At 70.4% G+C, this 22,244-nt stretch carries 20 protein-coding genes; 8 read left to right on the top strand and 12 right to left on the bottom strand.

What is annotated here, in order from left to right; all coding sequences use genetic code 11:
- Positions 1-47 precede the first annotated feature (47 nt).
- The 5 genes from B3G12_RS07245 to nrdF all read right to left on the bottom strand — a co-directional run bounded on the left by B3G12_RS07245 (position 48) and on the right by nrdF (position 4,203).
- Positions 48-536 (bottom strand): pyridoxamine 5'-phosphate oxidase family protein, encoded by a 489-nt coding sequence (locus B3G12_RS07245; RefSeq protein ID WP_290499819.1) that lies wholly within the window; start codon positions 534-536, stop codon positions 48-50.
- 130 nt (positions 537-666) lie between these two features.
- A complete protein-coding gene (locus B3G12_RS07240; RefSeq protein ID WP_145010801.1) occupies positions 667-1,488 on the bottom strand; it encodes an SOS response-associated peptidase in 822 nt (273 codons plus the stop codon).
- 25 nt (positions 1,489-1,513) lie between these two features.
- Entirely contained in the window at positions 1,514-2,242 is a 729-nt protein-coding gene (locus B3G12_RS07235; RefSeq protein ID WP_290499818.1) for a lipoate--protein ligase family protein, read from the bottom strand.
- A 166-nt stretch (positions 2,243-2,408) separates the two neighbouring features.
- Positions 2,409-2,861, bottom strand: a complete 453-nt coding sequence (locus B3G12_RS07230; RefSeq protein WP_244944803.1) for a hypothetical protein — start codon at positions 2,859-2,861, stop codon at positions 2,409-2,411.
- A gap of 361 nt (positions 2,862-3,222) precedes the next feature.
- Positions 3,223-4,203: a class 1b ribonucleoside-diphosphate reductase subunit beta gene (gene nrdF, locus B3G12_RS07225; RefSeq protein ID WP_144942847.1), complete on the bottom strand. Its 981-nt coding sequence runs from the start codon at positions 4,201-4,203 to the stop codon at positions 3,223-3,225.
- A 289-nt stretch (positions 4,204-4,492) separates the two neighbouring features.
- Between nrdF and B3G12_RS07220 the strand changes: the two genes are divergently transcribed.
- Positions 4,493-4,675 (top strand): antitoxin, encoded by a 183-nt coding sequence (locus B3G12_RS07220; protein WP_290499817.1) that lies wholly within the window; start codon positions 4,493-4,495, stop codon positions 4,673-4,675.
- A gap of 126 nt (positions 4,676-4,801) precedes the next feature.
- On the opposite strand, the gene zapE is transcribed toward B3G12_RS07220, so the two are convergent.
- Positions 4,802-5,851: a cell division protein ZapE gene (gene zapE / locus B3G12_RS07215; protein WP_290499816.1), complete on the bottom strand. Its 1,050-nt coding sequence runs from the start codon at positions 5,849-5,851 to the stop codon at positions 4,802-4,804.
- A gap of 278 nt (positions 5,852-6,129) precedes the next feature.
- Between zapE and B3G12_RS07210 the strand changes: the two genes are divergently transcribed.
- Together B3G12_RS07210 and B3G12_RS07205 are read left to right on the top strand one after the other, a co-directional pair.
- On the top strand, positions 6,130-7,038 hold the full coding sequence (locus B3G12_RS07210; RefSeq protein ID WP_144942844.1) for a sulfurtransferase: 909 nt from the start codon (positions 6,130-6,132) through the stop codon (positions 7,036-7,038).
- Entirely contained in the window at positions 7,035-7,481 is a 447-nt protein-coding gene (locus B3G12_RS07205; RefSeq protein ID WP_290499815.1) for a SufE family protein, read from the top strand. Before B3G12_RS07210 ends, B3G12_RS07205 begins: the two co-directional genes overlap by 4 nt.
- Positions 7,482-7,697: 216 nt before the next feature.
- Here B3G12_RS07205 and B3G12_RS07200 read toward each other — a convergent pair whose 3' ends face one another.
- On the bottom strand, positions 7,698-8,924 hold the full coding sequence (locus B3G12_RS07200; RefSeq protein ID WP_145010809.1) for an alpha/beta hydrolase family protein: 1,227 nt from the start codon (positions 8,922-8,924) through the stop codon (positions 7,698-7,700).
- A gap of 90 nt (positions 8,925-9,014) precedes the next feature.
- Between B3G12_RS07200 and msrB the strand changes: the two genes are divergently transcribed.
- From msrB to B3G12_RS07185, 3 genes are all read left to right on the top strand, one after another.
- Positions 9,015-9,506 carry a peptide-methionine (R)-S-oxide reductase MsrB gene (gene msrB, locus B3G12_RS07195; protein WP_414672735.1) on the top strand — a complete coding sequence of 164 codons (492 nt, stop codon included), beginning with the start codon at positions 9,015-9,017 and terminating at the stop codon, positions 9,504-9,506.
- A gap of 104 nt (positions 9,507-9,610) precedes the next feature.
- Positions 9,611-10,228, top strand: a complete 618-nt coding sequence (locus B3G12_RS07190) for a DUF3000 domain-containing protein (RefSeq protein WP_144942841.1) — start codon at positions 9,611-9,613, stop codon at positions 10,226-10,228.
- A gap of 168 nt (positions 10,229-10,396) precedes the next feature.
- Positions 10,397-11,620, top strand: a complete 1,224-nt coding sequence (locus B3G12_RS07185) for an HRDC domain-containing protein (RefSeq protein WP_362860653.1) — start codon at positions 10,397-10,399, stop codon at positions 11,618-11,620.
- A 173-nt stretch (positions 11,621-11,793) separates the two neighbouring features.
- Here B3G12_RS07185 and B3G12_RS07180 read toward each other — a convergent pair whose 3' ends face one another.
- Complete coding sequence (locus B3G12_RS07180; protein WP_290499814.1) at positions 11,794-12,267, bottom strand: YtxH domain-containing protein; 474 nt, start codon at positions 12,265-12,267, stop codon at positions 11,794-11,796.
- Between the two features lie 160 nt (positions 12,268-12,427).
- On the opposite strand from B3G12_RS07180, the gene B3G12_RS07175 reads away from it, so the two are divergent.
- The gene (locus tag B3G12_RS07175; RefSeq protein ID WP_144942838.1) at positions 12,428-12,913 is read left to right on the top strand and encodes a Rieske (2Fe-2S) protein; all 486 of its coding nucleotides are present in this window, start codon (positions 12,428-12,430) and stop codon (positions 12,911-12,913) included.
- Positions 12,914-12,990: 77 nt separating this feature from the next.
- Here B3G12_RS07175 and dxs read toward each other — a convergent pair whose 3' ends face one another.
- From dxs to B3G12_RS07155, 4 genes are all read right to left on the bottom strand, one after another.
- Complete coding sequence (gene dxs, locus B3G12_RS07170; RefSeq protein ID WP_145010818.1) at positions 12,991-15,003, bottom strand: 1-deoxy-D-xylulose-5-phosphate synthase; 2,013 nt, start codon at positions 15,001-15,003, stop codon at positions 12,991-12,993.
- 192 nt (positions 15,004-15,195) lie between these two features.
- A complete protein-coding gene (gene acnA, locus B3G12_RS07165; RefSeq protein ID WP_055084472.1) occupies positions 15,196-18,003 on the bottom strand; it encodes an aconitate hydratase AcnA in 2,808 nt (935 codons plus the stop codon).
- Positions 18,004-18,177: 174 nt separating this feature from the next.
- Positions 18,178-19,596 carry a class I SAM-dependent RNA methyltransferase gene (locus B3G12_RS07160; protein WP_145010821.1) on the bottom strand — a complete coding sequence of 473 codons (1,419 nt, stop codon included), beginning with the start codon at positions 19,594-19,596 and terminating at the stop codon, positions 18,178-18,180.
- Positions 19,593-21,566: an APC family permease gene (locus tag B3G12_RS07155; RefSeq protein WP_186366720.1), complete on the bottom strand. Its 1,974-nt coding sequence runs from the start codon at positions 21,564-21,566 to the stop codon at positions 19,593-19,595. Before B3G12_RS07155 ends, B3G12_RS07160 begins: the two co-directional genes overlap by 4 nt.
- A gap of 64 nt (positions 21,567-21,630) precedes the next feature.
- Here B3G12_RS07155 and B3G12_RS07150 point away from each other — a divergent pair.
- Positions 21,631-22,244, top strand: a 614-nt coding sequence (locus B3G12_RS07150; protein ID WP_290499813.1) for a potassium channel family protein, incomplete at its 3' end; no start/stop codon positions are given.

Here is a 22,244-nt window from a genome sequence, read left to right as displayed (position 1 = left end):
GCCCACAACGGTGGCCCGGGCGTCCTCGTGTCCGGCGCAGACCCTGGTCAGCGCAGGTCGAGGTCCGCGGCCAGCGGCGGCTGGTGCGTGGTGTCCGTGCGGGACGCCCAGCGCACGGTGACCTCCACGACCCGAAGGTTCTCCGGGTCCCGGGTGTCCGTGGAGCCGGGGTGCTGGGCGGCGAGCGCCTCCGTGGCCGGGGCGGCGTCGGAGCCCTCCAGGACCCGCGCCTCGCCCTCGAGCTGGACCTCGTGGGCTCCGTCCTGCACCAGGACCATGGACACGCGGGGGTCCGAGGTGATGTTGGTGAACTTGCGGGACTGCGCGTTGGTGCCGAAGACGATCTTCCCGGCATCCGTGGCCGCGACGAGCACGTAGGCGGACTCCGGGGCTCCCGTGCCGCTGTTGCTCGCGACCACTGCCCCACCGGTGCCACGGACGAAGTCCACCAGCCATCGTGCGTCCTCGGTCAGGGTGTTGCCCAGTTCCACCATCGTCGTCCCCCGGTGCTCGTGAGTGTGCGGTGGTTCTCCCACCACGTCCCACTGTAGGGGCGGGCGTCGGAGCCGTCACGGGGTGCCGCGCCGGGCGGTGGTGTCAGAAGCGTGGTGCCAGTGGTGAGGTGTCGGCGATGCGGCCTCGTGCCGTGCGGTCAGGGCTGTAGCGTCACAGCAGGGTGTCGAGGGGTTCCACCAACCGGGGGCCCGTTGAGGAGACCGATCCCACCTCCGTGGTCACGGGGTGCATCTGCCACTCTGCGGCGACCCCCAGCGACTCGGCGACGGCCCGCTCCACGAGCGCCGCGGCGTGCGCCTTGTCCTTCCCCGGCGCGATCCACTCGCGCGCAAAGTCCCGGGTCATGCCCATCGGAAGCCGGTTGTGCAGCGCACCGAGCTGCGCCAGGTGGGGGTTCTCGTCCCCCGGGGATGGTGCCTCGCGCGTGAGAATCGAGCACGAGAGCAGCCAGTGCCCCGCGGCGCCGTCGCCCCCGGCGTTCCTCCCGGCCCGTGTCTGTCCCTCGCGCACCGCGTCCGACGCGTGCTCCGGGATGCGCCACCACTCGTAGATCCCGGCAAACCAGATCTCGGACCCGTCCTCGGGATGGACGAAGTACGGCTGCTTGCGCCCCTTCCCCGTCTCCGGGGCCTTCCACTCGTAGTACCCGTCCGCGGGAATCGCGCACCGGCGGGCGGCCACGGCGGAACGGAACGATGGTTTCTCGGTGACCGTCTCGGAGCGGGCGTTGAACATCTTGGAGCCGATTGAGATCTCCTTGGCCCACGAGGGGACCAGACCCCACCGCGCCGCGTGCAGCTCCGCGACCAGCTGCCCGTCCTCGGACAGGCGCTCCAGCAGGACGGGCACGGTGTGGGTGGGGGCCACGTTCCAACTGGGCCCCACGGCGTCGCCCACCGAGTCGTCCACCCGGGCGTCGAAGGGCAGGGCCAGCTGGCCCGGGGTCCTCGCGATCACATAGCGGCCGCACATGGTGTGCTCCTTTCCTGATGGGCGCTCACCGTTCGCCGCCTCCGACGACCCGCCCGTAGCCCATGTAGGCGGAGTAGCGGCCGTAGACGTCGAGCAGCGCCTCCTCGACCTCGGCCACGGTGGTCCCGGGCCGGACGTCTGCCACGCACCCGGCAGTGCTCGGCTCCCACGGCACGTCGAGTGCGGCGTACACGTCCTCCAGCACTGCGCGCAGCGGTTCGGCCTCCTCGACCACGAGCACCGTGGAGAAGTACCAGGCCCCGGCCACCACGCGCTGGGCGGTGCCAGCGAGTTTGACGGGGCGCCGGGGGTCCTCGGCCGTGCCCGGCGCGTGCACGCTGTACTCCCCCGCGCAGTACTCCCCCGGGATCTCTCCCACCTGGGCAGGGACCTCGAGTTCCTCGAGCGCCGCCACGACCATGTCCCCGAACAGCCGGTAGCGGTCCTGGATGCCGGTCTTCGGGTCCGGGTCCGGTTCCACGTGGTCGATCACGAGGCAACCCCCGTGGTAGGCGGCCGCGCGGCCGCCCACGCGGCGCACGAGCGGGGTGAACGCGGCGTCGACGGCGGCCTGGCGGGCGTGCGCGAACCCCGGGTTGAGCTCGTCCCGCCGCCCGAATGCCACGGTGGGGCGCGGCTGGTAGACGCGCAGCACCGGTTCGGTGACGCCCCCGCGGGCCGCGTCGAGGATGGCGAGCGCACGGCGGTAGTCCTGCTCCGCGCCCAGGGATTCGCGCTGACGTATGAGTTTCATGCTGGCGCCAACTCTAGTCCAGGGAGGCAACGCCCAGACGGCGGTCCAGCACGGGCTCGACCTTGAACGCCGCGGACGGCACACCGGTGTTCTCACCGAACCTCGCGCACGACTCAGATCCCGCACACGCTCCCACACGCGGCGGGGCGCGACGACGCCGAGCGCTTCAGACGCCGGACGGAGCCAACTGCTCCCGGGACCGCTGTGCTCCGGTTCCCTGGGTGGCGGGCTGCTGCTGGGCCGGGGCCGCCACGCGCGGAACCGCGGTCGCCGGACCGTGGGCCGCCGCGGCGACGAGCGCGGTCTTCAGCAGGTGCGGGTCGTCGAGCAGGTCACGGGACTGGTTGAGCGAAGCGAGCACCGTACACGTCATGGTCACGCCTCCGCGCGGGACGAAACGGTTGACGCGGCGCACGGCCGCGTTCCAGCGCCTGCGCTGGTCCCGGGTGAGCTCGTGGCCCCCCAGCTCGTCGAGCCAGGCGCGGGCGCCCACGAACACGCGGGTGACGAGCTCGCGCTCGAACGCCTCCACGGATCCGGTACCACCCATCACCCTGTTCAATGCCGTGAGTTCCGCGACGGACACCGCCGCCTTCACGGTTGCTGCAGCACGAGTCATGTCCTTCAAGCCCCCTGTGAAGATCTCTTCCACGGTGGCGGCGCGCGCCGCCACCCCGGTTGTCGATCGTGCCCCCATGAACCTCACGATCCCCCCGGATCGGCTGCGAGTTCACGGGGAACCTCCCCTTGTGCTCCCAGTCTAGGACTGCGCGCGAGGCGGTTACAGTCGCACATTGGGGGACGTGGGATACACCTGTCCCCGGGTGTGAAGCGGCGGTGCGGTGCGCAATGGCAACGCGACGTCGACGCCCCCCCGGACCGCACGCCACTTCAGGAACGCGCCAGGCCCGGGACCCGCGCGTCGTGCGGATCCCGGGCCCGGTGGCGCCCGCGTGTCAGCTCAGGGTCTCAGGGGCGGCTCAGAAGTCCCAGTCCTCGTCCTCCGTGTTCACGGCCTTTCCGATCACATACGAGGAGCCGGAGCCGGAGAAGAAGTCGTGGTTCTCGTCCGCGTTCGGGGACAGCGAGGAGAGGATTGCCGGGGAGACGTCCGTCATCTCGCGGGGGAACAGCGCTTCGTAGCCCAGGTTGTTCAGCGCCTTGTTGGCGTTGTAGTGCAGGAACTTCTTGACGTCCTCGGTCCACCCCACGGAGTCGTAGAGGGCCTCCGCGTAGGCCACTTCGTTTTCGTAGAGCTCGTCCAGCAGATCGTAGGTGTAGTCCTTGAGCTCCTGCTGACGCTCCGGGGTCTCCTGCAGCAGACCCTTCTGGTACTTGTAGCCGATGTAGTAGCCGTGCACGGCCTCGTCGCGGATGATCAGGCGGATCAGGTCCGCGGTGTTCGTCAGCTTGGCGTGCGAGGAGAAGTACATGGGCAGGTAGAAGCCCGAGTAGAAGAGGAAGGACTCCAGCAGCGTGGAGGCAACCTTCTTCTTCAGGGGGTCCTCCCCCTTGTAGTAGCTCAGCACGATCTCGGCCTTGCGCTGCAGGTACTCGTTCTCACGGGACCAGCGGAACGCCTCGTCGATCTGCTTCATGGAGGACAGCGTGGAGAAGATGGACGAGTAGGACTTTGCGTGCACCGACTCCATGAACGCGATGTTGGTGTACACCGCCTCCTCGTGCAGCGTCTTGGCGTCGGGGATGAGCGAGACGGCGCCCACGGTGCCCTGGATGGTGTCCAGCAGTGTCAGGCCCGTGAACACCTTCATGGTCAGGTCCTGCTCCTCGGCGGTGAGGGTCTTCCAGGACTGGACGTCGTTGGACAGCGGCACCTTCTCGGGGAGCCAGAAGTTGCTGGTCAGGCGGTCCCAGACCTCGGTGTCCTTCTCGTCCTGAACCCGATTCCAGTTGATGGCCTCTGCCGGGTGGCGGAGCAGTTCGACCTGTTCGGTGGTCATGGCGGCGCAGACTCCTTCGTAGCTGACTGTGCCCCGGTACGCACGTGGGAAGACTGCCCCGCGGTGTCGTTACCACATGGGGTTGGCGGGGGCCGTGCCAGGGGATCTCCCAGGTTACTCCACCCGCGCGCGGACCCTGCCGCGTTTCCGTCGACGGTGCCGGGGCTGTTTTCTGAGGGCGAACGACCCCCCCCCCCGTGGGTCTTCCCTGTGGCGCCCACTGCCGTGCAGGATGAGTGACATGCCGACCCGGTACCGGGCTGGTGACTCAAGCGAAAGGAATCAGATCATGCCTGATCTCGGAGGACTCGCGGACAAGGCCAAGGATCTGGCCGGAGGCCACCAGGACAAGGTCAACGAGGGTATCGACAAGGCCGGAGACGCCGTCGACGACAAGACCGGCGGCAAGTTGGAGGGCCAGGTCGACCAGGGCCAGGACGCCGTGCGCGACCACTTGGGGGGCAACGAGTAGTCGTTCCCCCTACAGACCACGACAGCGCCCCGTCCACTTCGGTGGAGGGGGCGCTGTTCTTCGTGCGGGCCTCTCCCAAGAGTCTTCTCGCGCCGGTCACTCGGCGTCCCGCAGCCGTGCGGGGCCTCAGGCCTCGTCGGCCTCGCGGGCAAGGGCGGTGAGACGGGAGACCGCGCGGTAGTACTTCTTCTGGTACCCGCCGGCCATCATCTCCTCGGTGAAGACCTGGTCGAACGGGACGCCCGTGGAGAGGATGGGCAGGTCCCGGTCGTAGAGGCGGTCGGCGAGCACCACGAAGCGCAGCGCCACGGCCTGCTGGTCGATCGTGCGCACCCCGCGCCACGCCATGGCGTCCAGGTCTTGGATCAGCGCCCGGTAGCGGGAGGGGTGCACACGGGAGAGCTGGTCCACGAGCGCCTCGAAGTCGTCCAGCGCCACCCGCTTGCCCGGGAAGTGCTGCTCGATCGCGGTGTCGAGCGCGGCGTCGTCGGCCAGGGGCGACGGTGCCTGGGGCAGACCGCGGTGGCGGTAGTCCTCGCCGTCCACCCGGACCACCTCGAACTGCGAGGAGAGCACCTGGATCTCGCGCTGGAAGTCCTGCGCCGCGAAACGCCCCTCCCCCAGCGACCCCGGCAGCGTGTTTGACGTCGCGGCGAGCTTCACACCGGCATCCGCGAGCTCGCGCATCAGCCGGGACATCAGCACAGTGTCCCCGGGGTCGTCCAGCTCGAACTCGTCGATGCACACGAGCGAGTACTCCTTCAGGGCGTCCACCGTACGGCGGAACGTCAGCGCACCCACGAGGTTGGTGTACTCCACGAACGTGCCGAACGCCTTGGGCCCGGGCACCGCGTGCCACAGGGACGCGAGCAGGTGGGTCTTGCCCACGCCGAACCCGCCGTCCAGGTAGATGCCCTGTGCCGCGGTCGATGCCTTGGAGCCGCCGAAGAGCTTCGAGAAGAACCCGCCGCCACCCTGGCTGCCGCGCCCCGAGACGCCCGCGGCGAAGGCCTTTAGCTTCTGCACCGCCTCCGCCTGGGTGGGCTGGGAGGGGTCCGGGCGGTAGGTGTCGAAGGAGACTTCACCGAAGCGCTCAGAGGGCCGGAAGCCGTCGAGCAGTTCTTCGGCCGAGACCCGCGGGTTGCGGTCGACCAGGTGTTCGATCTGAGTGCTCACGTTCCGGGACCTCCCGACCTGCTCCCCCGCGCACCCCGGGCTCGGGGTCCTGCAGGCAGCTGGTCCTGTGCATAGACGGTTGGCGGGAGCGCTGGCACGCACCCCCTTCTGCCCCCGATGCTACCGGTCAGCCCGTGGTGAACACGGCCCGGGCTGTGACGGGGCAGTCACTGCCCGGTATGCACGTGCCGCGGGCTCCCCACTACGCTGGAGGCAGGAAGACGGGTGGTCCGCCGTGGGCCGCAACCGTGACAGCGCCAGGACAAGGAGAGGTTTCAATGGCTGTAGGAGCAGAGCAGAACAAGGCGTTCGCACAGTACGCGCACCCGCAGCGGCTGGTGTCCACCGAGTGGGTGGCCGAGAACGTCGGGGCCCCGGGCGTCGTCGTCGTCGAGTCGGACGAGGACGTCCTGCTGTACGAGACCGGGCACGTCCCCGGTGCCGTGAAGATCGACTGGCACACAGACCTCAACGAGCCGGACACGCGCGACTACGTGGACGGAGAGCAGTTCGCCGAGCTGATGTCCCGCAAGGGCATCAGCCGCGACGACACCGTGGTGATCTACGGGGACAAGTCCAACTGGTGGGCCGCCTACGCCCTGTGGGTCTTCACCCTCTTCGGCCACCCGGACGTCCGTCTCATGGACGGTGGCCGCGACAAGTGGATCGCCGAGGGCCGTGAGCTGACCACGGACGCCACCGAGGTCACCCAGGCCGAGTACCCCGTGGTCGAGCGGAACGACGCCCCCGTCCGCGCGTACCGCGAGGACGTTCTGGCCGCGCTCGGCACCACTCCACTGATCGACGTCCGCTCCCCCCAGGAGTACACGGGCGAGCGCACCCACATGCCGGACTACCCCCAGGAGGGCACGCTGCGCGGCGGGCACATCCCCACTGCGGCCTCCGTCCCCTGGGCCCGTGCCGCCGCCGAGGACGGCACGTTCAAGTCCCGTGCGGAGCTCGAGGCCATCTACCGGGACGAGGTGGGCCTGCAGCCGGGCGACGACGTGATCGCGTACTGCCGCATCGGCGAGCGATCCTCCCACACCTGGTTTGTGCTCACCCACCTGCTGGGTTACGAGAACGTGCGCAACTACGACGGCTCCTGGACCGAGTGGGGCAACGCCGTGCGCGTTCCCGTGGCCCAGGGCGAGGAGCGCGGCGAGGCCCCGGGGTCTTCCCTGTGAGCGCGCAGGACCTTCCGGAGCAGCTGGCAGAGCTCGTGAGAGAGTTCAACGAGGTCCCGGATCCGGACAAGCTGCAGCTGCTGCTCGAGTTCTCACGCTCCCTGCCCGAGCTGCCCGACCGTCTGGGTGAGCACCCCGAGGAGCTGGAGCAGGTCACCGAGTGCCAGTCGCCCCTGTTCCTCGCGGTCGAGGTGGGCGACGGCGACGACGCCCCGGTCAGCCTCTTCTTCTCGGCCCCGGCCGAGGCACCCACCACCCGGGGCTTTGCCTCGATCCTGCACGCGGGCCTCAACGGCCTGCCTGCGGCCCAGGTGCTCGAGGTCCCGGACGACCTCCCGGAGCGCTTCGGGCTGACCCGGCTCGTGTCCCCCCTGCGCATGCGGGGGATGTCCGCAATGCTTGGGCGCATCAAGCGCCAGATCCAGGCACGCCAGGCGGTCTGAGCCAGCCTCACGAAACGCGCGGTGCCCGGGACGTCGGTGCCGGGCACCGCGCTCGTGTCGTCCCAGGGTTCTCCACCGCCCGCCGTCGCCCCCCGTGCCTCGTCCGACCCGGTCTCTCGACCGTCTGGTCCGACGACGCCGCACCCCGGTCCGTGGCGCGACCGACCCGAGTGCCGAGCGCTCTGCCGCCCGGAGGACCGTGCGCTCGCGACGGGATCAGCGCCGCGGGGCGAGCCGTGACGGGAGCCAGTCCTGGATCGCCCGCTCATAGCGCTTGCGCTCGATGTTCCACTCCTTGGTGTGCCGCGCGCCGGTGAAGCCCACGAAGTCCACGAGCGGGCTCAGGTCCGCAAGCTTCACGGACCCCGCCACGGGCACCACCTCGTCGTCCGTGGAGTGCAGGATGAGGGTGGGCGTGTCGATGTCCTCCCAGCGGGAGAGCCAGTCGAGGGCGTGCAGGTCCAGGGGTGCCGCGAGCCCGGTGATGCGCGGGCCCAGCCGGTGGGAGATCATGTCCGCGGCCATCCGCCCCACGCGCCGGGGCACCCGGTGCACCTTTGTCTGGTGGGCCAGCAGCTCGTACCAGTCCACCACGGGTCCGGTGAGCACGAGGGCGCGCAGCCGGTCACGGTACTCGGTGAGCTCAGCGGTGCGCAGCACAATGGCCCCGCCCATGGACCAGCCGAAGAGCACGATCTCCGTGGCCCCGTGCTCCAGCGCGTAGCGGATCCCGGCCTGGACGTCCTCCCACTCGGTGAAGCCCAGCCCGTAGCGGTGGTCCGGAGTGGCGGGCGCGTCACCGTCGTTGCGGTAGGACAGCAGCAGACTGTGCAGCCCGAGCCTGCGGGCCACCCGGGCGCCACGGATGCACTCAGCGCGCTGGGCCCCCCGGCCGTGGACCATCACGGCCCACGTGCCGGTGCGGGCGGCGTCGCCCCCCTTCGCGGGCACGAACCACGCCGGCGCGTCCCCCAGTGGGGTGGGAATCTGCACCTCCTCGTACGGCAGGCCCGCGTCCGACGGCCGGGCATAGACCGTGCCGGTCCACCAGCCCCGAGCGCCCACCGTGAGCTCGCCGCTGTACACGCGCTCCACCAGGCGGGTCACGGTGCCGCCGGTCTGTCGCACCACGAAGCCGATCCGGGCGAGGCCCCGGCCCTCGTCGAAGCGCAGCGCGTAGGTCCCTGCGACGCGGGTGTCCGGCGTGGCCGGCAGGGTCACGAGGTCCCGGCCCGAGTTAGCGTCCTTCTCGATCTTGAGCACCGTGACGTTGCCGGGACGGGTGGAGGGGGTCACCACGTGGCGGGCGACGAGTGCGGCCACGCCGCCGGACAGCGCGAAGGTGGCCGACGCCGCGCCCACACTGGCCGCGGCGCCCACGAGTGCGCCGTGGCGCCACGCGCGCGCGTCCGTGCCGGGGCGGGGAGAGGTCTCGGAAGCCATGGCGTCATTGTGGCACGCGGGCATAACGGCGACGGCTCCGTCGTTGGACACCACGGGAAGAAATGACACCGAGTAGCAGGAGGCACCACCGTGGATCCCCGGACCCAGCAGCACGACACCGACGGCCGAGGCGAGGACCGGGCCCTGAGCCCCGAGGCCGCCGCCGCCCGCACCGACGCGCAGTGGCGCCAGGTACTCAACCCCGTGGAGTACCAGGTGCTGCGCCAGGCGGGCACCGAACGTCCCCACACCGGCGAGTACGTGGACACCACCACCGAGGGGGTGTATGAGTGCCGCGCGTGCGGCGCGGAGCTGTTCCGCTCCGAGACCAAGTTCGCCTCCCACTGCGGCTGGCCCTCGTTCTTCGCGCCGCTGGCCGAGGACCGGGTGCGCTACATCGAGGACACCACCATGGGCATGAAGCGCGTGGAGGTCCGTTGCGCCACCTGCGACTCCCACCTGGGCCACGTCTTCGAGGGCGAGGGCTACGGCACGCCCACGGACCTGCGGTACTGCATGAACTCCGTGTCGCTGCGCCTGGTTCCCGCTGAGGCAGCCGAGGGTTCGGACGCGACGGTGTGAGACCACGCCGTCGTGAGCGGGACTGCCCGGTCTCGGGCCGACATGCGGGCGCGACACGACGCCAAAGACGCTGCGTTTCGTAACGCTGTGGTTACTGTGACGTTGTGGGAGCGGTAACCGAGTTGAACAGCACTCCGGACGTGTTCCGCGCGGTCGTGCAGGCTCTCGAGAGCGCCCGCTTCCGCCCGGAGGTCGCGCTCAGCCGGATCGCCCCGCCGCGCGGTCTCGCCCCCCACGCCATCTCCTTCGCCGCCGAGGTGGGACACGGCCTGCACCGCCGCCTCACCAACCCGGAGGAACCCCGCACCGCCCGCGAGGCACCGGCCTCCGGACGGTTCGTCGTGCTCTACGACGAGTCCTGTCCCCAGCCGTGGCAGGGACCGTTCCGGATCGTGAGCTGGTTCCGCTCCCGCCTGGACGCAGAGATGGGCCGCGACGAGCTCCTCCCGGACGTGAGCTGGTCCTGGCTCACGGACACCCTGGGAGAGCACGGTGCGCGGTTCACCGCCGAGGGCGGCACCGCCGCACGCACCGTCGAACGCCACTACGGCAGCCTGACCGAGCAGGCGGACGTGGCCCAGGTGGAGGTCAGAGCCTCCTGGACGCCCGTCCAGCACGGAGGCCCCCAGCACTGGGCACACACGCACCTCAACGCGTGGGCCCAGGTGCTGTGCACCGCCGCGGGGCTCCCGCCGCACCACGAGGGCGTCACCTACCTGTAGGTCCGCCCCGCACCCATCCGACCCGGCCGCGGAGAACCCCGCGACCCCCGATCCGCCGTTCGAGGACCACCCATCAGCAGCAACGCCAACGATCCCTCACCCGCCCGCGAACCGGGACCGCCCGAGATCGTGGTGCCCGGCTTCGAGCACTTCGACATTCCAGCGACCGTGCATCTCAACGGACCCGCGGACGGTCTGCCGCGCGTTGTCGACACCGCCCGTGGCCTCGCCCGGGCCGCCGAGCAGCTCGCGGTCGCCACCGGGCCGGTGGCCGTGGACACCGAGCGCGCCTCCGGCTTCCGCTACGGTCAGCGCGCGTTCCTCGTGCAGCTGCGCAGGGAAGGCGCGGGCACCATCCTCATCGACCCCGAAGCCGTGGGGTCCCTCGCCAGCGTGGACGAGGCCCTGCGCGGCGTCGAGTGGGTTCTGCACGCGGCCACCCAGGACATGCCGTGCCTGGCCGAGCTGGACATGCGACCCGACCGGCTCTTCGACACCGAGCTCGGCGGGCGTCTGCTCGGGCTGCGGAAAGTGGGCCTGGCCTCGATGACCGAGGAGCTGCTCGGGTTCACGCTGTCCAAGGAGCACTCCGCGGTGGACTGGTCGCGCCGCCCGCTGCCCGTGGACTGGCTGAACTACGCCGCGCTGGACGTCGAGGTCCTGGTGCAGCTGCGCTGGGCCACCGAGGAGCGGCTGTCCCAGGCCGGGAAGCTGGACTGGGCGCTCGAGGAGTTCGAGCACGTCCGCACCGCTCCCCCGCCGCCCCCGCGCCAGGACCCGTGGCGCCGCACGCACGGCATGGGCAACGTGCGCGGACGGCGCAAGCTCACGGCGCTGCGCAACCTGTGGCAGGCTCGGGAGACCCTGGCCCGCCACAAGGACCTTGCGCCCACACGGCTGCTGCCCGACTCCGCACTCGTGGCCGCCGCCAACGCGATGCCCCGCACGGTGCCCCAGCTGCTGGGGACACCCGGCTTCCACGGGCGCCAGGCGGAGCGGGAGGCCACCCGGTGGCTCACCGCCGTTCAGGAGGCGAGGCTCGCGGAGGAACCCGTGCCCGCCACCGTCCCCTCGAACACCCTGCCACCGGTCAAGGCCTGGGAGACCAAACGCCCGGAGGCCGCCGCGCGGCTCGCGGTGGTCAAGCCGGCCGTCGCGCACCTCGCGGAGGAGCTGGGCCTCCCCACGGAGAACCTGCTGACGCCGGAGCACCTGCGCCGCTTCTGCTGGCAGCCCCCGCGCTCCACGTCCGACGACGCCGTGGCGGAGCGGTTGCGCGAGCTCGGTGCCCGTGAGTGGCAGATCCGGCACGTTGCCCCCGTGATCGGTGCCGAGTGGCGAACCCTGCGCTCCCAACGGCGCTCTGAGAAGTCGGCGGAAGCGCAGGACTGAGCCTGCTCCGCGGTGTTCCGGCGCCATGGCCTCGCCGTTCGGCTCCCGGCACGGCAGTGGCCGCACTCCCCTGTGGGTGTGCGGCCACTGCATTTTCACGTGTTGCCACGCGGTCTCACCGAGGCCCCGCGGGAGCCTTCACGTCACTGTCCGCGGACGGCCCCGTGGGCGGGTCAGTTCTTCATGTCCTTGGCATCCGGCGCCGGGTGGGCCGGCTTCATGTCCACCTCGTCCTCGGTGGTCGCGGGCTTGGGCAGCTCGGTCTCGGAGTCCTTCGAGGACTTCTCCTGAGCCTTGTCCTTGACCTCCTGAGCCTTCTGCTGCGCGGTCTGGGAACCCTGGGCGGCCTTGTCCTTGACGGTGGCCGCACCCTCCTGGGCCTTGTCCTTGACCGCGGCGGCACCGTCCGAGGCCTTCGCGCCCACGGTCTCGGCGGCCTTCTGGGCGCTCTCCGCGAGCTTCTCGCCCACTACGGGCACCTCGGACTTGACCCAGTCCGTGCCCTCGGAGACCTTGGACTGGACCTTCGGATCGTTCCAGGTGTTCAGGGCGCTCTCGCGCAGGGACTCGTAGCTCTTCCGCCCGGACGCGGAGCCGACCACGAAGCCGATCCCGAAACCGGCCACAAATGCAAGACGCTTGATCATGGGGCGTTCCTTCCGTTCACGCGGGTCGAGGGGACTCGGCCCGATCCTGATCACCATGGTACTGACAGTTCCCCCCCGCAAGGGCCCCCGCGCCGCTGCAAATCCACCGGACTGTGCAGATCTAGGATGGACGCGTCCGCGCACGAGGAGGAGCACCACCATGACCGCAGCCCACCGCCACCACGACGGCAGCGACCAGCAGGAGTTCGGCGAGGAGGCTCCTCCCGTGGCCTCCCGACGCCGCGTGGTCGGCGCGGCGGGGCTCGCCGCCGTGGGCGCCGCGGCCCTGAGTGCGTGTGGTTCCGGATCCGGCGGCGGCTCGAACGCCGCGGAAGCTCCCGCGGCTCCGGCCACCCCCACGGACGTGGCCGCGACCGAGGACATCCCGGTCGGCACGGGTGTGAAGGTGGACAAGGACGGTGTCCAGGCCGTGGTCGCCCAGCCCACCAAGGGAACCTTCACAGCGTTCTCCCCCGTGTGTCCGCACCAGGGCTGTCAGGTCAACCCGTCCGGGGACACCTACGTGTGCCCGTGCCACAGTTCCGTGTTCGACGTGCGCAGCGGTGACGTCACCGCGGGACCCGCCACCACCGGGCTGACGTCCTACCCGGTCTCGGTCCGCAACGGTCGAGTGGTGATCGGCTGAGCGCCGCACCCCAGTCGTGGCGGCATGTCCCAGTCCTGGCGATGCACCCTGGTCCCGGGGCCGTGTCCTGGCCCGCCCTAGTCCTGGCGGCGCGTCTCGGCGGCCGTCCCGCGGGGCGCGGCAGCGGCGTCGTCGGCCACGGGGCGGGCGTAGGGCACCTTGGTGCCCAGCACGGACGCGAGAGTGTCCTGGGCAATCCGCTGGGCGGTGACGCCCGTGCGCTGCAGGATCTGGTCCCTGCTCGCGTGATCGAGGAACTCCGTGGGCAGGCCCACCTCGTTCAGGGCCGTGTCGACACCGCGGGCGCGCATCTTCTGACGGATCAGGGAACCAATGCCCCCGGAGCGCACACCGTCCTCGATGACCACCACGATCCTGTGTGCCGCCGCGGTGTCCACCACGGACTCGGCCACGGGGAGCACCCAGCGGGGATCGAGCACCGTGGAGGACACGCCGTGCGCCGCGAGCCGCTCGGAGACCTCCAGCGCCGTGGTGCACATGGCGCCCACACCCACCAGAAGCACGTCCCGGTCGCGGCCGTCCGCCCCGGTGCCCTCCCCGTTGCGCGCCAGGACGTCCACGCCGTCGTCGAAGCGTTCGAGGGCGGGCAGGGGCTGGCCCACCGCGCCCTTCGGGTAGCGCACGACAGTGGGGGCATCGTCGACAGCCACCGCCTCTCGCAGCTCCTCAACCATCGTGGCCTCGTCCCGGGGTGCGGCCAGGTGCAGGCCGGGAACGATCTGCAGCAGCGCGAGATCCCACATGCCGTGGTGGCTGGGGCCGTCCGGGCCCGTGACGCCCGCGCGGTCCAGGACCACGGTCACGCCGGCGCGGTGCAGCGCGACGTCCATGAGCAGCTGGTCGAAGCCGCGGTTGAGGAACGTGGCGTAGAGGCCCACCACCGGGTGCAGACCGCTGAAGGCCATGCCCGCGGCCATCGTCAGGGCGTGCTGCTCAGCAATCCCCACGTCCACCACGCGCTCGGGGTGCGCGGCCTGCATCTTCTGCAGGCCCATGGGAATGAGCATGGCACCGGTGACGCCCACGACGTCCTCGCGCTCGTCCGCGATCCTCGCGATCTCGTCCCGGAAGACATGTGTCCAGGTGCGGGCGGTGGACGTGCCCTCGGGCTTGCCCGTGGCGGGGTCGATGATGGGCACGGAGTGGAACTGGTCGTTCTCGTCCAGGCGCGCGGGCAGGTAGCCGTGACCCTTCTCCGTGATGGCGTGGACGATCACCGGGCCGCCGTAGTTGCGGGCGTTGGTCAACGCCTGCTCCATGGCCTGCTGGTCGTGGCCGTCCACAGGACCCACGTACTTCATGCCGAGGTCCTCGAAGATCCCCTGCTGGACCACTACGTCCTTGATGCCCTGCTTCATGCCGTGCAGCCCGCGGTAGACGGCCTGGCCCAGGTGCCCCGACCCCGAGAGCAGCTGCCGGGCCTTCTCGAGGGTCTGCTCGTAGCGGCGGTCCGTTCGCATCGCGTCCACGCCCTGCTGCACGCTGGCCTGCAGCTCCTTGAGGTGGTTCGCAAAACCGCCCACGGTCGGGGCGTAGGAGCGGCCGTTGTCGTTGACTACGATCACCACCTTGCGGTGGCGGTCGGAGGCGATGTTGTTGACCGCCTCCCACGCCATGCCACCGGTCAGGGCACCGTCGCCGATTACCGCCACGGCGTGTCTGTCCTGCTGTCCCGTGAGCGCGTACCCGCGGGAGATTCCGTCCGCCCAGGACAGGGACGACGACGCGTGGGAGGACTCCACGATGTCGTGCTGCGACTCGACCCGGGATGGATAGCCCGCCAGCCCGCCCTGCTGGCGCAGCGTGGAAAAGTCCTGGCGGCCCGTGAGCAGCTTGTGCACGTAGGACTGGTGCCCGGTGTCGAAGACGATCGAGTCCTTCGGGGAGGAGAACACCCGGTGCACGGCCAGGGTGAGCTCGACAACGCCCAGGTTGGGTCCCAGGTGCCCGCCCGTCGCGGAGACGTGGGTGATCAGGAACGCCCGGATTTCCTCGGCCAGCTGCGCCATGGCCGCGGCGTCCAGGCCCTTCAGGTCCTCGGGTCCCTCGATGCTCTCCAGAAGCGTCATGGCCTGCTCTCCGTGGGTGTCTCGTGGTGCTCGGGCCCGGGGAACGGGCGAGCGGCCCGCCGGGGCTCACCCATGGGCCCGAAATGCTCCGTCCGATCCTACTCGCCCGCCCCGCGGGTGCGTGAACGGGCAGACGCCGCCGGCCGGTGACCTGAAGGTCACCGGCCGGCGGCGTTCTCGTGCTGGCAGCGCCTACTTGGCGATCTGACGCAGCACGTACTGCAGGATGCCGCCGTTGCGGTAGTAGTCGGCCTCACCCGGGGTGTCGATGCGCAGCACGGCGTCGAACTCCACGGTGGAGCCGTCCTCCTTCGCGGCGGTGACCTTCAGGGTCTTGGGGGTGGTGCCGTCGTTGAGGGCGGTCACCCCTTCGATCGAGAAGGTTTCTGTGCCGTCCAGGCCCAGCGAGTCGGCGGACTCGCCCTCGGGGAACTGCAGGGGCAGCACGCCCATGCCGATCAGGTTGGAGCGGTGGATGCGCTCGTAGGACTGCGCGATCACCGCGCGGACGCCGAGCAGCGAGGTGCCCTTTGCCGCCCAGTCGCGCGAGGAGCCGGAACCGTACTCCTTGCCGCCGAGCACCACCAGAGGCACGCCGGCCTCCTGGTAGTTCATCGCGGCGTCGTACACTGCGGCCTGGGGGCCGCCGTCCTGGGTGAAGTCGCGGGTGAAGCCGCCCTCCACGCCGTCCAGGAGCTGGTTCTTGATGCGGATGTTCGCAAACGTGCCGCGGATCATGACCTCGTGGTTGCCACGGCGGGAGCCGTAGGAGTTGAAGTCCTTGCGCGCCACGCCGTGCTCGATCAGGTAGCGGCCCGCGGGGGTGTCGCTCTTGAACGAACCGGCCGGGGAGATGTGGTCCGTGGTCACGGAGTCGCCCAGCTTGAGCAGCACGCGCGCACCCTCGATGTCCTTCACCGGGGTGGGCTCCATGCTCATGCCCTCGAAGTACGGTGGCTTGCGCACGTAGGTGGACTCGGGATCCCACTGGAACACGTCACCCGTGGGGGTGTCGAGGTTCCGCCAGCGTTCGTCGCCGTCGAAGATCGTGCTGTACTCGCGGTCGAACATCTCCGTGTCGATCGAGGCGTCGATGATCTTCTGGACCTCGGTGGGGTCCGGCCAGATGTCCTTGAGGAACACGTCCTTGCCATCCGCGTCCTGTCCCAGGGGCTCCTTCTCGAAGTCGAAGTCCATGGTCCCGGCCAGGGCGTAGGCGATGACCAGCGGCGGGGACGCCAGGTAGTTCATCTTCACGTCCGGGTTGATGCGGCCCTCGAAGTTGCGGTTGCCGGAGAGCACCGACGTGACCGAGAGGTCGTTGTCCTGGATGGCCTGGGAAATCTCGGACTCGAGCGGACCCGAGTTGCCGATGCACGTGGTGCAGCCGTAGCCCACGATGTAGAAGCCCAGCTCCTCCAGAGCGGGAACCAGACCGGACTTCTCGTAGTACTCGGTGACCACGCGGGAGCCGGGGGCGATCGAGGTCTTGACCCACGGCTTGGCCTTCAGACCCTTCTCCGTGGCGTTGCGCGCCAGCACGGCCGCCGCCATCATCACGGAGGGGTTGGAGGTGTTGGTGCACGAGGTGATCGAGGCGATCGACACGGCACCGTGGTCCAGCTCGAACTCGCGGCCGTCCGGCATGGACACGGGCACCGGGTTCTCCACGCGCTCGCGCAGCTGTTCGGCGGTGGTGGAACGGGGCTCGTGCTCCGGATCCTGCTCCTCCGAGGCGTCGTGCGAGGGGGCGTCCGAGGCCGGGAAGGACTCCACCACGTTGGCGTCCACCTCCACGTTCTCGTCCCGCACCACGTAGTTCACGAGGTCTTCGCGGAACTGCTCCTTGGAGCGGGTCAACTCAATGCGGTCCTGGGGGCGCTTCGGGCCGGAGATGGAGGGCACCACGGTGGAGAGGTCCAGCTCCAGGTACTCGGAGTAGCTGACCTCCTTGGCGGGGTCGTACCACATGCCCTGCTCCTTGGTGTACGCCTCGATCAAGGCGATCTGCTCCTCGGAGCGGCCCGTGAGCTCGAGGTAGTCAAGGGTGACCTGATCGATCGGGAAGATCGCGGCCGTGGAGCCGAACTCCGGGGACATGTTGCCGATCGTGGCGCGGTTGGCCAGCGGCACGGCCGCGACGCCCTCGCCGTAGAACTCCACGAACTTGCCCACCACACCGTGCTCGCGCAGCATCTCGGTGATCGTCAGCACCACGTCTGTGGCGGTGGCCCCCGCGGGAATCTCGCCGGTCAGCTTGAAGCCCACCACGCGCGGGATCAGCATGGAGATGGGCTGGCCCAGCATGGCCGCCTCGGCCTCGATGCCGCCCACCCCCCAGCCGAGCACACCGATGCCGTTCTCCATGGTGGTGTGGGAGTCGGTGCCCACGCAGGTGTCCGGGTACGCGCGCACGGTACCGTCCACCTCACGGGTCATCACCACGCGCGCCAGGTTCTCGATGTTGACCTGGTGCACGATGCCCATTCCGGGCGGCACCACCTTGAAGTCGTTGAACGCGGTCTGGCCCCAGCGAAGGAACTGGTAGCGCTCACCGTTGCGCTCGTACTCGATGTCCATGTTGCGCTCGATCGCATCTGCGGAGCCGAACGCGTCGATCTGCACGGAGTGGTCGATGACCAGCTCGGCAGGTGCCAGCGGGTTCACGCGGGAGGCGTCGCCGCCGAGGTCCGCGACGGCCTCGCGCATGGTGGCGAGGTCGACGATGCAGGGCACACCGGTGAAGTCCTGCATGATCACGCGACCAGGGGTGAACTGGATCTCCGTGTCAGGCTGGGCGTTGGGGTCCCAGTTGCCGAGCGCCTCGATGTGCTTGCTCGTGACGTTCGCACCGTCCTCGGTGCGCAGCAGGTTCTCGAGCAGGACCTTCAGGCTGTAGGGGAGCTTCTGTGCTCCCTCCACGGCGTTCAGTCGGAAAATTTCGTAGTCGGTGCCCTTGACGTTCAGTACGCCCTTGGCTCCAAAGCTGTCCACAGTCATGGTGTGGAACTCCTCTCGCCACCGTTGGTTTCGTTCGAGGCCCACGGCACACCACGGTGCACCGCACGCGAGGAACGGTCCCTGCCAGTGTAGCCCGTGCGGCACCGCTGACACCGCCAGCGCGGCGCGTGCCGCGGATGCTGGATGTACGCGGGTTCACACCGCGGGCGGAGTTCAGCCGTCGCGGCGCAGCAGCGCCACGGCCTCCACGTGGTGCGTGTTGGGATAGAGGTCGAAGGCCTCCACCCCGTCCACGCGCCAGCCCCGGCGGCGCAGCCTGCCGAGGTCCCGACCCAGCGCGGCAGGGTCGCACGCCACGTAGACGATGCGCCGCGGGGCGGCGTGGTCCACCGCGGCGAGCACGTCCTTGGCGGCACCGGCCCGCGGCGGGTCCATGATGACCACGTCCGGCCGCGCGGGTGCCGGCCCACCGGGGCGCATCGACATCGCACGCCCGCGCCCGCGCCGCTGCCCGCCGCGGCCCTGGGAGCCACGCCCGGTGAGCACCCGGGCGACGTCGCCTCGCACCGTGTTCACGTGCGGCGCGTCCGCAAGGTTGCGGGCGGCGTCGGCGGAGGTTACCGGGGAGCCCTCGACGGCGAGCACGCTGCCCGTCTCCCCCACGGCCCGCGCGGCCACCGCTGTGAACAGTCCCGCGCCGCTGTAGAGGTCCCACACCGCATCCCCCGGGGCGAGCTGTGCGGCGTCGAGGACCGCGCGCACGAGCGTGGTCGGGGCCTGCCGGTGGATCTGCCAGAAGCCCGTGGGGCTCACCTGCCACGAGAACTCCCCGCCGGCCTCCGGCACGCTGAGGGTTTCCACGCTGTGACCCGCACCGGTCCACACGCCTACGTCGCGGTGGTCGGCCGTGCGCGCGGTGACGGCCACCCCGTGCTGCTCGCCCCACGGAGCCAGCTGGGCCCGCAGCGCGTCGATCTGCTCCTGGGCGGCGTCCCCGTGCAAGCTCACGTGCAGCAACGGCCCGCTGCCGGATGGTGCGGCCACGTCCACGCGCTCGGCGCCCTCGTAGCGCAGGTCCCACGGTGCGAGCGCCCGCAGAGCGTCCGTGGCCAGGGGCATGTCAGTGACGGGAACGAGCTCGCCGCTGCGGTGCGGGTGCATGCCGGGCGAGCCGTCCGGGGCCACGTCCAGGTGCAGGCGGGTGCGCCAGCCGGTGCCGTCGGGGGTCTCCCCCGCCACGGCCCGCACGTGCCCGTCCCACTCGAGTCCGGCGAGGTGCGAGAGCTGCTCGGCGACCACGCTCGTCTTCAGCGCACGCTGCGTGGCCAGGTCCGCGTGGCCGAACTCGGCCCCGCCCAACGGGCTGGTGCCCGCGGCGGCTGCCAGCACGGCGTCGGCCTGGGACCACACGTGGGTGTCGCGGCGCCCGGGGACGGGTTCCAGAACCTCGACGACGTCCCCGCGCCAGAAGGAGGCGGCGGGCTCGTGGTCCGTGAGGCGCACGCGGACCAGTTCACCGGGCAGGCCGTGGCGGACGAAGACCACGCGGCCCTCGTCCGTGCGCGCCACCACGTGCCCGCCGTGGGCGACGGCGCCGAGGCGCAGCACGAGGGGGGCGGGAGCGTCGGTCATCTGCTGTTCTCCGTGAGTTGAAGTTCGCGCACCGATTCGAGGTGCCAGGGCACGGAGGCGATCATGACTCCGCGTTCGTAGTGCAGCCGGGTCCGCAGCGGACGGATGGCCTGGTTGTGCAGGAAGCGTTCCCAGCCGCGGCCCACCACGTACTCGGGCAGGTACACGATCACGAGGTCACGCGGGGACTTGCGCCGGATGCCCCGGATGTGGGCGATCACCGGGCCCACGGTGTCGCGGTACGGGGAGGCGAGCACGGTGATGGGCACGGGGATCTCGAGGGACTCCCACTGGCCCACGATCTGCGCGGTGCGGGAGCGGTCCGTGTCCACCACCACGGCCTCGAGGCTCGAGGGCCGGGACGCGCGCGCGTAGCTCAGGGCGCGCACTACCGGCTTGCGCACGGAGGTGACCACAATGATCGAGTGCACGCGCGAGGGCAGGGCGCGGATGGGGGTGTCCGGGCCGACCTCCAGCTCGGCGTCCACCGCGCGGTAGTGGTGGGCGATGGCGCGCATGAAGACCGTGGTCAGGGCGATCGCCCCGATCGTCAGCCACGCGCCCTGCGCGAGCTTGGTCACCAGCACCACCACGAAGACAGCGGCGCAAGCGACGAGCGCGACTACCGCGACGGTCAGCCGCAGCGCGAACTCGCGGTGAATGACCTCCACCGTGCGCAGCCGGCGCCCGCGCAGCCAGTGCCGCACCATGCCGGCCTGCGTGAGGGTGAAGGCGAAGAACGCACCCACCACGTAGAGCTGGATCAGGGCGTTGACGTTGGCCCCGAAGACCAGGGTGAACGCGGCAGCCACGACGGAGAGCAGGATGATCCCGTTGGTGAATGCGAACCGGTCCCCGCGGCTCTGCAGCTGGCGGGGCAGCAGGGCGGCGGAGGCCAGCCGGGAGGCCAGCACGGGGAAACCCGAGTAGGCGGTGTTCGCGGCCATGAACAGCACGCCCACTGTCACGAGCACGAGCACCACGAACCACAGCGAGTCCACGCCCGCAACCGCCTGCGCGATCTGGCCGAGGATCGGCACCTGGTAGAAGTCCCCGCTCGGCGTGTGGCCGTGGATCAGCAGCTGCCGCGCGGGGTCCATCACGACCACCGCGCCGGTGCGCCACGTCAGGTACATCACGCCCAGCAGCAGGGCCGCGGACAGTGCCCCCAGCACCGCAAGGGTCCGGGCGGCGTTGCGCGCCTTGGGCTTGCGGAAGTAGGGCACGGAGTGGGTGATCGTCTCCACACCGGTCACGGCCACCGCGCCGGAGGAGAAAGCGCGCAACACCAGCATGGCTCCGGCCAGGCCCGTCAACCCGGCGTCCGCGCCGGTGGCGGGCAGCACGTCGTAGCCCGCCGACGGCGCGGGGTCCAGCGTTCCGGCCACGTCCTGGACCACGCCGGCCACGACCAGCACGAGCACCACGGCCACGAAAGCATACGTGGGCACGGACGAGGCGCGTCCCATGAACTTGAGCCCGCGCAGGTTCAGCAGTCCCACCAGCGCGATCCCGCCGACGGCCACGGCCGTCTGGTGGCCCACGAGCCACGGCACTGCCGCGGCCAGGTACTGTGCGGCGGCCGCCATGGACACGGCCACCACGAGCGTGTAGTCCACCATCAACGCTGCACCCACGGCTGCCCCGGCCGGGCGCCCCAGGTTCTTGGACGCGATCTCGAAGTCCGCACCGCCCGAGGGGTAGGCCTGCACGTTCTGGCGGTACGCGGTGATGACCACTGCGAGCACCACCAGCACCACGAGCCCCACCCACGGCGAGACCGCAATCGCGGCGCTGCCGGCGAGCGCGAGGGTCAGGACGATCTCGTCCGGTGCGTACGCCACGGAGGACAGCGCGTCCGAGGCGAACACGGGCAGGGCCGTGCCCTTGGAGAGCACCGTGCCCGCGGCGCGCTCGTTGTGGATCGGCTTGCCCACCAGCGCGCGGCGGACGAATTGGGACACATACACGAAGGAACACGCTAGTCCCTCGGCCGGGCCTTGTCCCGCGCCGCGGCGTCCTATGCTGTGCCCCATGGCGCATTTCGTGATCATGGGTGTGGGCCGGGTGGGTATCACCCTGGCGCACGCCCTTGAGGACTCAGGACACACCGTGGCGGTGATCGACCAGGACGACCGCGCGTTCCGCAAGCTGCGCCCCTCGTTCAGTGGCAAGAAGATCACGGGCCACGGCTTCGACCGGGACGTGCTGCGCCGCGCCGGGATCACGGACGCATACGCGTTCGCGGCGGTCTCCAGCGGGGACAACTCCAACATCATCGCCGCGCGCGTGGCCCGGGAGACCTTCAAGGTCAAGCACGTGGTGGCGCGGATCTACGACCCCACGCGCGCCGAGTTCTACCAGCGCATGGGGATCCCCACCGTGGCCTCCGTGCGGTGGAGCGCGGACCAGGTGCTGCGCCGGATCCTGCCCGAGCACGCCATCACCGGGGACTTCCGCGAGGCCTCCGGGCGGCTGCAGCTCGGCGAGCTGCCGCTGGACGACTCCTGGTCCGGGCTGCACCTGGACCGCATCGAGGAAGCCGCCGGGGTCCGGGTCGCCTTCGTCACACGCTTCGGGGAGGGCATCCTGCCCGCGAGCGACACCAGCTACCAGCAGGGGGACATCGTGCACGCCATGATGCGCGT

The organism is Kocuria sp. UBA5001 (genome assembly GCF_002398425.1).
GTDB lineage: Bacteria > Actinomycetota > Actinomycetes > Actinomycetales > Micrococcaceae > Kocuria > Kocuria salsicia.
This window is presented reverse-complemented; position numbering and strand designations above follow the sequence as displayed.